8 protein-coding genes are annotated in these 15295 nt (G+C 66.1%); 4 read left to right on the top strand and 4 right to left on the bottom strand.

What is annotated here, in order from left to right; all coding sequences use genetic code 11:
• Positions 1-16 precede the first annotated feature (16 nt).
• Positions 17-1624 carry a hypothetical protein gene (locus E3T35_RS08565; RefSeq protein ID WP_134344300.1) on the bottom strand — a complete coding sequence of 536 codons (1608 nt, stop codon included), beginning with the start codon at positions 1622-1624 and terminating at the stop codon, positions 17-19.
• 259 nt (positions 1625-1883) lie between these two features.
• On the opposite strand from E3T35_RS08565, the gene E3T35_RS08570 reads away from it, so the two are divergent.
• Together E3T35_RS08570 and E3T35_RS08575 are read left to right on the top strand one after the other, a co-directional pair.
• Entirely contained in the window at positions 1884-3725 is a 1842-nt protein-coding gene (locus E3T35_RS08570; RefSeq protein ID WP_134344298.1) for a hypothetical protein, read from the top strand.
• On the top strand, positions 3722-4714 hold the full coding sequence (locus E3T35_RS08575; RefSeq protein WP_134378499.1) for a tetratricopeptide repeat protein: 993 nt from the start codon (positions 3722-3724) through the stop codon (positions 4712-4714). The genes E3T35_RS08570 and E3T35_RS08575 overlap by 4 nt, the downstream gene beginning before the upstream one ends.
• Positions 4715-4791: 77 nt before the next feature.
• On the opposite strand, the gene glgB is transcribed toward E3T35_RS08575, so the two are convergent.
• Positions 4792-7119, bottom strand: coding sequence for a 1,4-alpha-glucan branching protein GlgB (gene glgB, locus E3T35_RS08580; RefSeq protein ID WP_134378501.1), 2328 nt, complete (start codon positions 7117-7119; stop codon positions 4792-4794).
• Entirely contained in the window at positions 7116-9221 is a 2106-nt protein-coding gene (locus E3T35_RS08585) for an alpha-1,4-glucan--maltose-1-phosphate maltosyltransferase (RefSeq protein WP_370449313.1), read from the bottom strand. Before E3T35_RS08585 ends, glgB begins: the two co-directional genes overlap by 4 nt.
• A 115-nt stretch (positions 9222-9336) precedes the next feature.
• Between E3T35_RS08585 and glgP the strand changes: the two genes are divergently transcribed.
• A complete protein-coding gene (gene glgP, locus E3T35_RS08590; RefSeq protein ID WP_134344292.1) occupies positions 9337-11904 on the top strand; it encodes an alpha-glucan family phosphorylase in 2568 nt (855 codons plus the stop codon).
• A 4-nt stretch (positions 11905-11908) separates the two neighbouring features.
• On the opposite strand, the gene glgX is transcribed toward glgP, so the two are convergent.
• Positions 11909-13987: a glycogen debranching protein GlgX gene (glgX, locus tag E3T35_RS08595; RefSeq protein ID WP_134378505.1), complete on the bottom strand. Its 2079-nt coding sequence runs from the start codon at positions 13985-13987 to the stop codon at positions 11909-11911.
• Between the two features lie 100 nt (positions 13988-14087).
• Here glgX and E3T35_RS08600 point away from each other — a divergent pair, with 100 nt between their 5' ends.
• Positions 14088-15281, top strand: coding sequence for a cysteine desulfurase family protein (locus E3T35_RS08600; RefSeq protein ID WP_134378507.1), 1194 nt, complete (start codon positions 14088-14090; stop codon positions 15279-15281).
• The last annotated feature ends 14 nt before the right edge of the window (positions 15282-15295 follow it).

Raw genomic sequence — 15295 nt, forward strand, 5'->3', positions numbered from 1 at the left:
CTCCAGGAGTAGGGAATTACTCGGCTGCGACCCGTTCTGCCTGGGTCAAAACGCTGCGTAGGCTTTCAAAATAACCGGCAACGGCGTCGCGCTCAATCCTAATCTGGGACAACCGGTCTTCGGCGTCGGCAACGAGGGTACGTGAGCGTGTCGTGGCGTCGGTGACGAGCGCGGTTGCCGTGGTGTGGGCGTCGCTGAGAATGCGCGCGGCGCTCTCTTCGGCCAGTTCCTTGTTGGCCTTGGCCTCTTCGCGAGCGCCAGCATCGAGCTGGTCGTTGAGCGTGCGCAGTTCCGCGGTACGCTCGGTCGTCTCGGTGAGCTGTTTGGCGGCATCGAGCTGGAACTTCTGCGCCTGCGCCACGGCTTCCTGGTGCCGGGCGAGGTGCTCCTGCTCGGCCTCGTCACGGCGGGCCTTCAGCTCCACGTCGAAGTCGGCTCGCGCCTGGTCGATCTCCCGGGCCAGACGGCTAGCTTCGTGCTCGCCCTTCTTGCGCGTGGCGGTGAGCTGGTTCTCCAGATCGATGCGGGCCTGCTCGGCCTCGGCCTCGGCGTCGATGCGGGCCTGCTGGTTCTCGCGGGCCAGGTCGGCGGCGGCCTGCTCCACCTCGGCGGCGAGGGCCGCGCGGCCCTGTTCGATCTCGCGGGACAGACCGGCACGCTTGCGATCAAGTTCGCGGGCCAGATCGGTCTGAGCCTGCTCGCGTTCGACCTCGGTCACTGCGTGTGCCTGTTCGATCTCGCGGGCCAGGTCGATGCGCCCCTGTTCGATCTCGGCGGCGAGCAGGGTGCGCGCCTGGTCGGCGTCGTGGGCGCCAGCCAGTCGGGCGAGCTCGGACTCCCGAGCCAGATCGACCCTGGCCTGGTCGGTCTCGGCGGCCAGATCGACGCGGGCCTGCTCGGTTTCGCGCTGCAGGTCAGCCCGCTGCTGGTCGAGTTCCAGGGCTACTTCGGCGCGGGTGAGTTCGGTCTCGTTTGTCAGACCGGCCGCGATCTCGCGGGCTTCGGTGGCTTCACGCTGAGCGACCACGCGTACTTCTGCCGCTTCACGATCGGCTTCAGAGCGGATGGCCGCAACCTCACGCTTGACCGTGGCACGGGCTTCCGCAGCCTCGGTGGCGACAGCGCCCCGAATCAGGGAGGCATCGCGAACCGCATCCTGAACGATCTGGGCCTGGTCGTCCTGGGCACGGGCGCGCACATCATCCGCTTCGACCCTGACGTCATCGAGCACCCGACGCGCCTTGACGGCGGCATCGGACAGGGTGCGTTCGGCCTGCTCGAGGGCATTGTGACGGAGCAGCTGCACCTCGTCAGTGGTAGCGGCCCGAAGCTTTTCGGCGTCGATATCGGCCTGGGCAATGACGCGAGTGGACTGCTCTTCGGCGACGCGAAGGGTGTTCTCCAACTTGGTTCCAAGTCCGGAGAAGGTGGGGCTTCCAACCTCTTCGATCTCGGCGTTGAGATCGTCGATGCGCGCCGCCAGGCGTTTGACCTCGCGGCCGGCCTCGGCGTTCTGGGTGTTGGCTTGAATCAGTTCGCGACGCAGCGACTGGATAGCCTTGGCCACCTCGTCCTTGTCGTAGCCGCGAAATACCTGGGTGAAATCAGCTTCGTCGTCAGACACTTTTACTCCTTACAGATGGGGCCCCGGCCCTCGATGGATCATGCATGACGGGGAACGCCCCCAATTTTAGTGTCTCGCCGCCGTCGCGAATACCCGATCATCGGCTGGCCGGGCCTCGGCTGCTATTAGGCACCTTTCAGGTGAACGCAGTAACGTAGAAAGTCCGTGTCTGAGGACTTTCAGTCACGTGAGTCAGCCAGAGTGACTGAACAGTACCAACCAGACTGTACCGACCAGCTCAAATGCTGAAGGGTGATACGTGCGTTTTGTTCTTGCCATTGCGGCCTTCGTTCTTGCTGCCGTGATGATCGTTCTCGGCATCGCACAGCGCACGATCCTGCTCGAGCCCGCTTTCACGTCCCTGAGCTCGACCGTCACCGGAACGGCGAAGTACACCGTGATCGACCCGAGCGCCCTCGCAGCCTCTTCGGGCAGCCAGACCATCAACGTGCGCGGAGACGGGCCCATCTTCGTGGCCTACGGGCGGTCGGAAGACGTCGCTGCCTGGATCGGTGACGACTCATTTGCCACCGTCGGCCTGAGCGAGAAAACCGGTGAGCTCACCTCCACCATCACTGCGGCGGTCACGCCCGACGATTCTGAGGGGGCCACGGGCGGTAGCGCAGGGACGGACGCCGCCACAACGGATGCCGCCGCCGCGATCATGAATCCGGCCGGTTCCGACCTCTGGCTCGACGAATACTCCGGCACGAACTCCGTGACCACCACGCTGACCTTGCCTGAAGGTATTTCGGTGATCGTCGCATCGGACGGAATCGAACCGGCACCCGCCAGCGTCCGTTTGTCCTGGGCGTCCGACAATTCCACGCCGTGGGCGGGCCCGCTGCTGGCCGGTGGTGCCTTGCTGCTGTTGGCCGGCCTGGTGTTGTACCTACTGGCCCTGCTGCATCTGCGTCGATCCCGTCGTCCGCGCCGCAATGTTCCGCGCGGTCCGCGTATGCCCAAGTTGCCGCGCGCGCCGCGTCCGAAGGCGATCAAGGCCAGTCAGATCACGTCACGGCGAGGAATCGCTCGCCGTGTCGCCATCCTTCCCATGATCGTGGTTTCCGGTCTGGCGTTGAGTGGCTGTTCGGCAGATCTGTGGCCCGATTTCAGCACGGCCAACACCGCCACAGCGACCCCAACGCCGACGCCCCAGTCCACCGATTCCGTCGAAGCTGCCGCCGAGCTGCCACCGCCCGCCGTGACCGTCTCCCAGCTTGAGACGATCATGAGCGAAATTTCGCTGCTCACTGCGGATGCCGATGCGAACCTGAATACCGAGACCCTCGCCACGCGATTCACCGGCCCGGCGCTGGAACAACGACTGGCCAACTACAAGATTCGCGCCGTGGATCCGGCCGTGGCGCCGCTCGTCGCTCTGGCGGGTGCTCCGCTCACCTTCACCTTGCCGCAGCAGACGAATTCCTGGCCGCGGGTGGTCATGACCGTCATCCAGGATGAAAACGACCCCAGCATTCCGACGATGGCGGTCATCCTCAAGCAGGAATCGCCGCGCACGAACTATCAAGTGGACTACCTGTTCGCGCTGGAACAGTCGGCGCACGTTCCCAAGGTGGCTCCGGCCATCGTCGGTGCTCCGGCCATCGCTCCCGACAACAAGTTGCTGTTGCTGCCGCCGAATGAATTGGCCGCCGCGTACGCCGACATCCTGGTGCAGGGCGAAGCCAGCCCCTCCTTCGGGCTGTTCGAGAGCGAGGGCGATAATTTCCGGGTGCAGGTCGCCGACCTGAATGCGGCCAAGATCGCCGCCCTGCCGTCGACCGCGTCGATCGAGTTCGCGGCTGCCGCGGGCAGCGATGAAGCCGTCGCCCTCGCGACCAACGACTCGGGCAGCATCGTGGCGGTCAGCATGACCGAGACCGAAACGGTCAAGCCGGTGGATGCCGGTGCCACCGTGGGTCCGGCGGCCGATGCCCTCGCCACGAAGGCGCTCTCCGGCATCACCACCACGGCCAAGGGCTTCTCGAACACCTATCGCGACCAGCTGTTGTTCTATGTGCCCACGGCCGGTTCGAGCGACAAAATCGTGCTTCTGGGCTTTGCCCAGGGCCTCATCACATCGGCGGAGCTTCCATGACGAATATGCCCCCTTCCGGATCGAACCTGCGCGGAGCGGTCGACCTCTCCTCGCTCGTGAACCGTGCCCCGACGGGCGCGCCCCCGGTGTCCACGAACGGGGCGCCCGTGACCGGTGCACCCGTGGGGGGAGCGCCGGCGCCGTCCGGCCCCGTCATGGTTCCTAGTCTCGTCATCGACGGCACGGACGCCAATTTCGGTGAGCTGCTCGAGCTCTCGTCCCGCGTTCCCGTGATCGTCGGGCTGTGGGCATCCCGCAGCGAGCCTTCGACCCAGCTCCTGGCGGTGCTCGAGAAGCTCATCACCGGCCTCGACGGCCGGTTCGTGCTGGCCCGCGTTGACATTGACGCGAATCCGCAACTCGTTCAGGCTTTCCAGGCCCAGACGGTGCCCACGGTCGCCGCCGTCATCACCGGTCAGCCGGTACAGCTCTTCAACGGCCCGCTCGGCGAGGAGCAGATCGCGGAGCTGCTCGTTCGGGTGCTCGAGCTCGCCGCCCAGCAGGGCGTGACCGGCACGGCCGAGGCCGCCGACGCGAACGCCGGCACCGAGCCGGCCGTTGCCGTCGATGAGCCGCTGCCACCGCACCACCTGGAGGCGTACACCGCCATCGAGGCCGGCGACTACGCCACCGCCCAGAGCGAATACCGCACTGCACTGGCGCAGAACCCGAACGACACGATGGCCGTTGCCGGGCTGGCCCAGGTTAGCCTGCTGGCGCGGCTGCAGGGCAAGACCATCGACCAGATTCGCAATGGGGCGGCCTCCGCTCCCGACGATCTCGACGCTCAACTTCTGGTCGCCGACCTCGATCTGTCCGGCGGCCACATCGAGGACGCTTTCGATCGGTTGCTCGGCCTCTTTCCGGCCCAGCCAGCCCCCGGGCGCAACGCCATCCGCGAGCGCATCCTCGAGCTGTTCGAGGTCGTCGGCCAGGACGATCCCCGCGTCCCCCCGACACGCTCGCGCCTCACCGCCCTCCTCTACTAACTTTCCATTTCGCGAGAGCGCAAAAAGTGCCCATTTGACTAGGTCAAATGGGCACTTTTTGCGCTCTCGCGGGATAGTTAGCGGCGGAGGCGCAACCAGAGACCGGCCAGAGGCGGCAGGGTCACGGTCGCCGAGGCCGGACGACCGGCCCAGGGGTCGTTATACGCCTCCACACTGCCCTGATTTCCCACACCGGAGCCGCCGAAGTCGCCGGCATCCGTGTTGAGGATTTCCTCCCACTGCCCGGCGAACGGAAGGCCGACCCGGTAGTCGGTGTGCGGCTGGCCGGCGAAGTTGAAGAAGCAGGCGACCGGAACGCCGTGGTTGTCCCAGCGCAGAAACGACACGACGTTCTGGCTGGCAGCGCCGCCGTCGAGCAGTTCGAAGCCGCCCGGGTCGTTGTCCCGGCTCCACAGGCTCGCGTTGTCGCGGTAGACCCGGTTGAGCTGGCCGACGAGATTGAACAGGCCGCGGTGTGCCGGCTGGTCGAGCATCCACCAGTCCAATCCGCGCTCTTCGCTCCACTCCGAACGCTGACCGAACTCGCTGCCCATGAACAATAGCTGCTTGCCGGGGTGCGCCCACATGAACGCGAGGTAGGCGCGCACATTGGCGAGTTGCTGCCAGGAGTCACCGGGCATCTTGGAGACCAGGGCGCCCTTGCCGTGCACGACCTCGTCGTGGCTGATCGGCAGCAGGAAGTTCTCGCTAAAGGCGTAGATGAACGAGAACGTGATGTCGTTGTGATGGTAGGAGCGGTACATCGGGTCGACCTGCATATACTCGAGCGAGTCGTGCATCCAGCCCATGTTCCACTTGAACCCGAAACCGAGGCCGCCACCGCTGGTCGGCGCCGTCACTCCGCCCCAGTTGGTGGATTCCTCGGCGATCATGATCGTGCCCGGATTGCGCTTGTACGCCGTCGCGGTGATCTCCTGCAGCAGGCTGATCGCCTCAAGGTTCTCGTTGCCGCCGTACTGGTTCGGCTCCCACTGGCCGTCTTCGCGCGAATAGTCGAGGTAGAGCATGGAGGCGACGGCGTCGACGCGCAAGGCGTCGATGTGGAATTCTTCGAGCCAGTACAGCGCGTTGGCGACGAGGAAGTTGCGCACCTGCATCTGCCCGAAGTCAAAAATGTAGGTGCCCCAGTCCAGCTGCTCACCGCGACGCGGGTCGGGGTGCTCGTACAGGGCCTGGCCGTCGAACCGGGCCAGGGCGAAGTCGTCCTTGGGAAAGTGACCGGGCACCCAGTCCATGATCACGCCGATGCCGGCCTGGTGCAGCCGGTCGATCAGGTAGCGCAGGTCGTCGGGGGAGCCGAACCGGCTGGTCGGTGCGTAATAGCCGCTGACCTGGTAGCCCCAGGAACCGCCAAACGGATGCTCCGCCAGGGGCATGAATTCCACGTGCGTGAAGCTCAGTTCCTGCAGGTAACCGACGAGCTCATCGGCCAGGTCTCGGTAGCCGAGGCCGGGGCGCCAAGAGCCGACGTGCATCTCGTAGACACTCATGGCCTGGTTGTGCGGATCGTTGGCCTTGCGATTGAAGAGCCAGGCGTCATCCGCCCACTCGTAGTGGGACTCTGTGACGACCGACGCGGTCTGCGGTGGTACCTCGGCGAGACGGGCCATCGGATCGGCCTTTTCCACCCAGGCGCCGGACTGCGCAAGCAGCTGAAACTTGTAGTTGGTGCCGAGTTCGAGGCCCGGAATGAACAGCTCCCAGACGCCGGTGCTTCCCATGTTGCGCATGGCGTGGGTCACGCCGCTCCACCCGTTGAAGTCGCCGATCACCCGTGCGGCGCGGGCGTGCGGCGCCCACACCGCGAACGACGTGCCGGTCGATGACGCCGTGATGCCCTGGTGCTGACGGTGGTGGGCGCCCAAAACGTCCCAGAGGCGCTCGTGGCGGCCTTCACCGATGAGGTGCAGGTCCAGCTCGCCGAGGGTCGGGATGAATCGGTACGGGTCATCGCAGATCCAGGTGGGGGCGTCCTCGTAGCGGGCCTCGATCGTGTAGTCGCTGAGTCCGAGGGTGCTTTCGCCCTGCCAGATGCCGTGCGCGAGGTGCGCCAGCTCCACGTGGGAGCCGTTGGCGAGAATGGCGAAGACCTCGGTTGCAAGCGGGCGTAGGGCGCGAATGATCACGAGCGGGTCGGAGACGCCAGTCTGGTGGGCGAGGTGCTGGCCGAGAATTTCGTGGGGGTTGTAGTAGCTACCGGCGGCGACGGCCTCCAAGATGTGATCGTCGATCGCAGCCGGCTCGGGCGGGGCGACGTGCTTTTTCACAGACGGTGTCTTCGGGGACTGAGCCTTCTTAGCGTCGATTTTCTTTCCCTGACCCTTCTTGTCCGTGGACTTGTTCTTCTTCTTCTTCTTCTTGTGTTTCTTCTTGCTGTCGCTCATGCGCGGCCCTGGCCAGGATCGTGGGGAGTGACGTGCAGAATGTGCACCGGTTCGGTGAAAGCATCGAGCCGCACGAAGTTATCGGCCGACCAGGTCCAGGTGGCACCCGAGACGAGGTCGTGCACGTCGAAGGTGTCGCCGCGCGCAATGCCGAACCGAGTCACGTCGAGGTGCACCACGGTCTGGCGCACCGAGTGCGGGTCGACGTTGGCGACGATGAGGAGGGCATCCGCTTGGCCGGTGCCGGTGAACGCCGCGTCGAGGTACTTGCTGTAGACGAGGATCGAATCGTCGTCGCTCGAGTGGATGTCGAGGTTGCGCAGCTGGCCGAGCGCCGGATGCTCGGAGCGGATGCGGTTCAGCAGCGTGAGGTACGGCGCAAGGGACTTACCGAGCTCCTCGGCCTTGCTCCAGTCACGCGGCCGGTACTCGTACTTCTCGTTGTCGATGCTCTCTTCGGCGCCCGGCCGTGCGACGTTCTCGAACAGATCGAAACCGGCGTAGACCCCCCAGCTCGGCGCCGCCGTCGCGGCCAGTGCCGCTCGAATCTTGAAGGCGGCCGGCCCGCCGAATTGCAGGTATTCGGTGAGAATATCGGGGGTGTTCACGAACAGGTTCGGGCGCAGAAAGTCGGGGGTGTCGGTGGCGAGGCCGTCGAAGAACTCCTCGAGCTCGATCTTCGTGTTGCGCCAGGTGAAGTAGGTGTACGACTGCTGGAAGCCGACCTTGCCGAGCGCCTGCATGAGGGCCGGGCGAGTGAACGCTTCGGCCAGAAACACCACGTCGGGGTCGGCCTGGTTGACTTCGGCGAGCAGCCATTCCCAGAAGTCGAGCGGCTTGGTGTGCGGGTTGTCCACCCGAAAGATACGCACGCCCAGGCCGATCCAGTAGCGCAGCAGGCGCAGCGCCTCGGCGCGGATGCCGTCCGGATCATTGTCGAAATTGATCGGGTAGATATCCTGATATTTTTTCGGCGGGTTTTCGGCGTAGGCGATGCTGCCGTCGGGCAGCGTCGTGAACCACTCCGGGTGCTCCGTGACCCAGGGATGGTCGGGGGAAGCCTGCAGCGCAAAGTCGAGGGCGACCTCGATGCCGAGGGAGGCGGCCTTCTGCAGAAAGAACGTGAAGTCGGCCACCGTGCCGAGGTCTGGGTGGATGGCGTCGTGGCCGCCGTCTTTCGAGCCGATCGCCCAGGGCGAGCCCGGATCGCCGGGGGCGACCTCGAGCGAATTATTCGGTCCCTTGCGAAAGGCCTGCCCGATCGGGTGAATCGGCGGAAGGTAGAGCACGTCGAAGCCCATGGCGGCCACGGCGGGCAGTCGCTTGGCTGCGGTGCGGAACGTTCCGCTTTTCCAGCTGCCGTCGGCGCGCCGCACGGCGCCCTCCGAGCGTGGAAAGAATTCGTACCAGGAGCCGACCCCGGCTCTGGCCCGTTCGACGATAATCGTGCGCTCGGCCGAGAGTGAGGCTAGTCCGGCGAGGGGGTGGGCACTGATGGCCTGCAGGAGGGCGGCATCTGCCACGGCGAGAAAACGCTCGGTGGCCGGCTTACCGGTGTCGGCGAGGGTCTTCGCGGCCGCTTGAAACAGACGGCGGGCGGCGAGCGGGCGGGCTTTGTCGACGCCGGCCTGGGTGAGGAGTTCGCCGCCGATGGTGAACATGAGTTCTACGTCAATGCCGGCCGGTATCTTGATCGCGGCATTGTGTTCCCAGGTGGCGAAGTCGTCGGCGTAGGCGCGCACCCGATAGGTCCAGTGGCCGGCAGCGCCGAGTTGGGCCTCGGTGCCGTAGCGGTCGGTGCCGTCGGCCTGCAACGCCATCGGATGCCGCGTGGTGCTGCCGTCGGGCGCCGTCAGCTGCAGATCGACGCCGATGAGGTCGTGTCCCTCACGAAAAGCGGTCGCGCCAAACGGCACCACTTCGCCCACGAAGGCGCGGGCCGGCCAGAGGTTGTCCTTCAGCTGGGGAGACAGGTCGAGAACGGGGATTCGACCAACGGATGCGGCGGCGCGGCTTCCCGCAGCCGCGCCCGCAGACACGCTCGCGGGGGCGCTGCTCGATGCTGTCGGCAGGATCGTTTCTTTTGCTGCTGTCTTGGCCACACCACGACCGTAGCGTGAAAGCGTGGCAATGGCTTCCGCGTTCTGCCCTCCTGGCGTGCGCGCGGTGAATTTGGCTGTTACGTGTTGGACACGTGGCACCCCTAAGGTTGACCTCGTGAAGGCCATCCGCAAATTTACCGTCCGTGCCGTTCTCCCCGAGCCGCTCGCTGCCCTGGAGGAGCTCGCCGGCAATCTCCGCTGGTCGTGGCATGAGCCCACGCGGCAACTATTCGAGCACATTGCCCCCGAGCTCTGGCGCGAGATCGGCACCGACCCGGTCGCGCTGCTCGGTGCCGTCGACCCGCGTCGCCTCGACGATCTCGCGCAGGATCACGACTACGTCGCCGAGGTCAACGCCACCCGCGACGGGCTGCGCGACTATCTCGAGCAGCCACGCTGGTACCAGGGGCTCGAGGGCGAGAAGCCGGCTGCCATCGCCTACTTCTCACCGGAGTTCGGCATCGCCGCTGCCCTGCCGCAGTATTCGGGGGGCCTCGGCATTCTCGCCGGTGACCACCTGAAGAGCGCTTCGGACCTTGGCCTGCCTTTGGTTGGCGTCGGCCTGTTCTATCGTGCCGGCTACTTCAGCCAGGCCATCTCTCCTGACGGCTGGCAGATGGAAAGCTATCCGCTGCTCGACCCCGACGGGCTTCCGCTCGCCGTGCTGCGCCGGGCCGACGGCTCCGCCGTACAGGTGTCGCTCGCGCTGCCCGACGACCGCACCCTGCATGCCCGGATCTGGCAGGCCAAGGTGGGCCGAGTGCGTTTGCTGTTGCTCGACGCCGACATTCCGGAGAACGCCGACGACCTGCGCCTGGTCACCGACCGCCTGTATGGCGGCGGCGGCGAACACCGCCTGCTGCAGGAACTGCTGCTGGGCATCGGCGGTGCTCGCGCGGTGAAACTGTGGAGCTCGCTGCACGGACTGCCGGAGCCCGAAGTGTTCCACACCAACGAGGGTCACGCCGGTTTCCTCGGCCTCGAGCGCATCTCCAGCCTGATCGGCGAGGGCCTCAGCTTTCAGGAAGCTCTGCAGGTGGCCCGCGCCGGCACCGTTTTCACCACCCACACTCCGGTCGCCGCCGGCATCGACCGCTTCGAGCGGTCGCTCGTGCGACGCTACTTCGGCACCGACCTGCTGCCCGGCGTCGATGTGGAAGATCTGCTCGCGCTCGGCGCTGAGAGCTACGCCGGCGGTTCCAACGACGTGTTCAACATGGCCATCATGGGCCTGCGGCTCGGCCAGCACGCCAACGGTGTCTCGACCCTGCACGGCGAGGTCAGCCGACGCATGTTCAACGGCCTGTGGCCTGGCTTTGATTCAGCGGATGTTCCGATCACGTCGATCACGAATGGCGTGCACGCGCAGAGCTGGACCGACCCGGCGCTGAAGAGCCTCGCCCACACTAAGCTCGGCACGAGCGACACCACGACGGCCAACTGGGCCTCGGCAGATGTCTCCAACCAGGACCTGTGGTCGGTGCGCGGTCAGATGCGCCTGCAATTCGTGGAGGATGCCCGCCGCCGACTGCTGAACGCCTGGCGCGACCAGAACCCAGGCGGCATCCCCCCGACCTGGATCAATCGTGTCTTCGACCCGAATGTGCTGACCATCGGGTTCGCCCGCCGTGTTCCCACCTACAAGCGGCTCACCCTGATGTTGCACGACCCTGAACGTTTGCGCGCCCTGCTGCTGCACCCGGAGCATCCGATTCAGATCGTCATCGCCGGCAAGTCACACCCCGCCGACGAAGAGGGCAAACGCCTGATCCAGAAGATCGTGCAGTTCGCGGCCGACCCGGCCCTGCGCACGCGCATCGCTTTTCTGCCCGACTACAACATCGCCATGGCCCAGCTGATGTACCCGGGAACGGATGTTTGGCTCAACAATCCGCTCCGTCCGCTCGAGGCCTGCGGAACGAGCGGCATGAAGGCTGCCCTCAACGGTGCCCTCAATCTGTCGATCCTCGACGGCTGGTGGCCCGAATACTATGACGGCAAGAACGGCTGGGCGATTCCGTCGGCCGATTCGGCCGGCGACTCCGCTGAACGCGACCGGCTCGAAGCCGAAGCGCTCTACGACCTGATCGAGCATCAGGTCGCCCCGACGTTCTACGAACGGAACGCCGATGACGTGCCCGAACGGTGGGTCTCGAATATTCGGCACACCCTCGCCACCCTCTCGCCGGCACTGTCCGCCGACCGTATGGTCAGCGAGTACGTGCAGCGGCTGTATCGCCCGGCCGGACACTACGAAGGGCTGATGTCGGCCAACAACTACCGCGCGGCCCGCGAACTGGCCGCGTGGAAGGGCCGGATCGTGTCGGCCTGGCCGCAGGTCGCGGTAACCCACGTGGAATCGGGCGGTGTCTCGTCGGTGCCCGAAGTGGGCGACGACCTGCACCTGCGCGCACACGTGCAGCTCGGCGGACTGGCGGCAGAGGACGTGACCGTCGAGGTCGTCTACGGCAAGAGCCTGGGCACCGACGAGCTGCGCGACGTGGCCATTCAGGCGCTCGAACCGGCACCGCTGAAAGAAGCATCGACCGGCGGCGCCACCCTGTTCACCGGAACGGTCGAACTCGACCGGGCCGGAGCCTTTGGGTATACCGTGCGTGTCGTTCCCCGCAATGACCTGCTGATCAGCCCGGCCGAAATGGGTCTGGTCGCCGTCGCGAACTAGCCGGTCAGACGCGCGGCGTGCGGCGCGGAACGAACGCCCCGTGCGCCCGCATCAGCTGCATCGACGCACCGGACACGAACAGGGCAGTGCCGGGCGCGTGCTCGATCACCGAGTCGCGCAGGTCGTCGTGACCGGAATCCCAGAGCAGTGTGTAGGCATCCACTCCCTCGTGCGCTGGCAGGGTGACCGTCTCGTCCTGCTCGCGGGCGTTCACCACGAGCAAAATGCGGTTGAAGGCTTCGTGTTCGGGGGTGGACGCTGCCATGTACTGCAGGGTGCGCTCGGTCGGCGAGTTCCAGGCCTCCCCGGTGAGCGCTTCGCCGGCGATGTTGTACCAGTCCAGCTGGCTGGCGCTCGGCGTCGTCTCGCCGAACCGACCGAAGTGCACGGGGCGCAGGGCCGGGTTTTCTCGGCGCAACTGCAGAAGGCGGCGGGTGACCCGGTGCAGGTCCTGCTGCCAGTCGTCTAAGTCCCAGTTGAGCCAGGTCAGCTCGCTGTCCTGGCAGTAGGCGTTGTTGTTGCCGCGTTGGCTGCGGCCGAACTCGTCGCCGGCGGTCAGCATGGGAATGCCGGCCGAGAGCAGTAGTGTGCCGAGCAGGTTGCGCATGGCCTTCCGCCTGGTGGCCAGAATGGCCACGTCGCGGGTCGGACCCTCGACGCCGTGGTTATAGGAGCTGTTGTTGTCGGTGCCGTCACGGTTCGATTCGCCGTTGCCGAGGTTGTGCTTCGTATCGTAGGCGGTGAGATCGGCGAGGGTGAACCCGTCGTGCGCGGTGATGAAGTTGAGCGAGGCGAGCGGGCTGCGAGCCTCAGAGAAGGTGTTCGACGACCCGGCGACGCGGGTCGCAAAGCGTCCGATTCCGCTGCCGGCCGAGCCGGTCAGACGCAGACTCTTCATGTCGGAGAGCCAGAAGTCGCGCATCCGGTCGCGGTAGCGGTCGTTCCACTCTGTCCACCCGGGCGGAAAATTGCCGGTCTGCCAGCCGCCCTGCCCGACATCCCACGGTTCGGCGATGAGTTTGACACCCGCCAGCTCCGGGTCGTCGCGAATCTCGGTGAGCAGCGGATGCTGCGGGTCGTAGACCACGCCGGCGTCCCGGCCGAGCGTAGCGGCCAGGTCGAAGCGGAACCCGTCGACCTGCACCTCGTTGGCCCAGTAGCGCAGCGAATCGAGCACGAGGCGCTTCGGCACGTCGTGGCTGAAATTGACCGTGTTGCCGCACCCGGTCACGTCGATGTACGCGCCGGATTCGTCCTGGCGGTAGTAGGCCGCGTTGTCGATGCCGCGCAGGCTCGTGACCGGGCCGTTGCGACCCTCCTCGGCGGTGTGGTTGTAGACCACGTCCAAGATGACTTCGAGCCCGGCCTCGTGCAGCAGCTTGACCATGCCCTTGAACTCGCGCAGCACAGCGGCCGGACCGGCCGACTGCGCTGCCTGGGTGGCGTAGTCGGCGTGCGGCGAAAAAAAGTTGAGGGTGTTGTAACCCCAGTAGTTGATTAGGCCCTGTTTGATGAGACGCTGCTCCGACACGAACGCCTGCACCGGCAACAGCTCGACCGCGGTCACGCCGAGGTCTTTTAGGTAGGCGATGGTCGATTCGTGGGCGAGCCCGGCATAGGTGCCGCGCAGGACGGCCGGCACCAGCGGGTTGAGCCGGCTGACGCCGCGCACGTGCGCCTCATAGACCACCGTGTGGTCGAGGGCGACTTTCGGTTTTGTGGAGCCGTTCCAGTCGAAATAGTCATCGACCACCGAGGACTGCCAAAGTCCGGCCCCGACCCGCACCAGACCACGAGAATACGGTTCGATCAGGGTTTTCTCCGGGTGAAACGAGTTCTTCGAGCTGGCCGGGCCGGAGACGCGGATACCGTAGCGGCGCCCAGGGGACAGCGTGCGCGATTTGCCGGACCACACGCCGTGCACGTCCTTGGTCATCGGCACGCTCTTGACGATCCAGTTCGGGTCGGTGTCGTCGAACAGACACAGGTCCATGGCGTCGGCGTGTTCGGCCCACACCCGTAGTTCGCCGCCGGCGCTGGTTAGTCGCACACCGAGGTTGCGCAGGGGATCGGTGGAACTCATGGGTTCAAGAATAATCAGTGTGCGGGAAGCTGACGACCACCGGCATCCGCTCGACGGTAAATTTGGGGTGCGTAAAATTTGGGGGCGTAAAATAGGTGGCATGGTTGTCTATTTGGACCATGCGGCGACCACGCCCATGCTCCCCGCCGCTATTGCCGCCTATGCCGAAGCGATGGGTGTCGTCGGTAACCCCGCTTCGGTGCACAGCCAGGGGCAGAATGCCAAGCGGATGCTCGAAGAGTCGCGCGAAATCGTGGCCGCCAGCCTCGGCTGCGACCCGATCGAGGTTGTTTTCACCGGCAGCGGCACCGAGGCCATCAACCTCGGAATCAAGGGGCTGTACTGGGCGCGCGCCCCGCGCCGGCGCATTCTGGTGCCCGGCGGCGAACACCACGCCACCCTCGACACCGTCGAGTGGCTCGCCGAGCATGACGGGGCCGTGATCGAGTGGATTCCGCTCGACGACCAGGGCCGCGTCGACCTCGCCGCGCTCAAGGCGGCTATTGCCCGGGACCCGCTTGATATTGCGCTGGTCAGCGTGATCATGGCCAACAATGAGGTCGGCACCATCGAACCCGTCGCCGAGGTGGCGGCGCTCGCCGCGGTGCACGGCATTCCGGTGCACGTCGACGCCGTTGCGGCGTACGGCTATATCCCGGTGGATTTTCGCGCTTTGGTCGCCGTCGGCGTTTCGGCGTTGAGCGTTTCGGCGCACAAGGTCGGCGGACCGGTCGGTATCGGCGCTCTCGTGCTCGGTCGCGCCACCACCGTCGAACCGCTCATCCACGGTGGCGGACAGCAGCGCAAGGTGCGCAGCGGCACGCAGGATGTCGCGGCAGCGGTGTCGTTCGCGGTGGCGGCATCCGCTCTGTCGGCTGAGCTGTCTGCGGCTGCCGGCGGCGAAACCGCGCGCCTGGCAGCCCTGCGCGACCGGGTGATCGCAGGCGTGGCGCGGGTCGCACCCGATGCTGTGCTCAACGGCGACCCGATCATTCGGCTGCCGGGTAACGCGCACTTCAGTTTTGCCGGCTGCGAGGGCGACTCGCTGCTGTTTCTGCTCGACGCCGCCGGGGTGTCGGTGTCGACCGGGTCGGCCTGCCAGGCCGGGGTGCCCGAACCCTCGCACGTGCTGCGGGCGATGGGGCGCAACGAGATCGAATCCCGCGGTGCCCTGCGGATCACCCTCGGCCACACGTCGACCGATGCCGACGTCGACGCGCTGCTCGCGGCGTTGCCGACCGCGCACGCCCAGGCGCTCCGGGCCGGAATGGCCGATCGGGTGCCCGGGCGCTGATCTTGGCCGTGTCA

Origin of the sequence: Cryobacterium sp. TMT1-2-2 (assembly GCF_004403505.1) — a bacterium.
In the GTDB taxonomy this organism is placed as follows: domain Bacteria; phylum Actinomycetota; class Actinomycetes; order Actinomycetales; family Microbacteriaceae; genus Cryobacterium; species Cryobacterium flavum.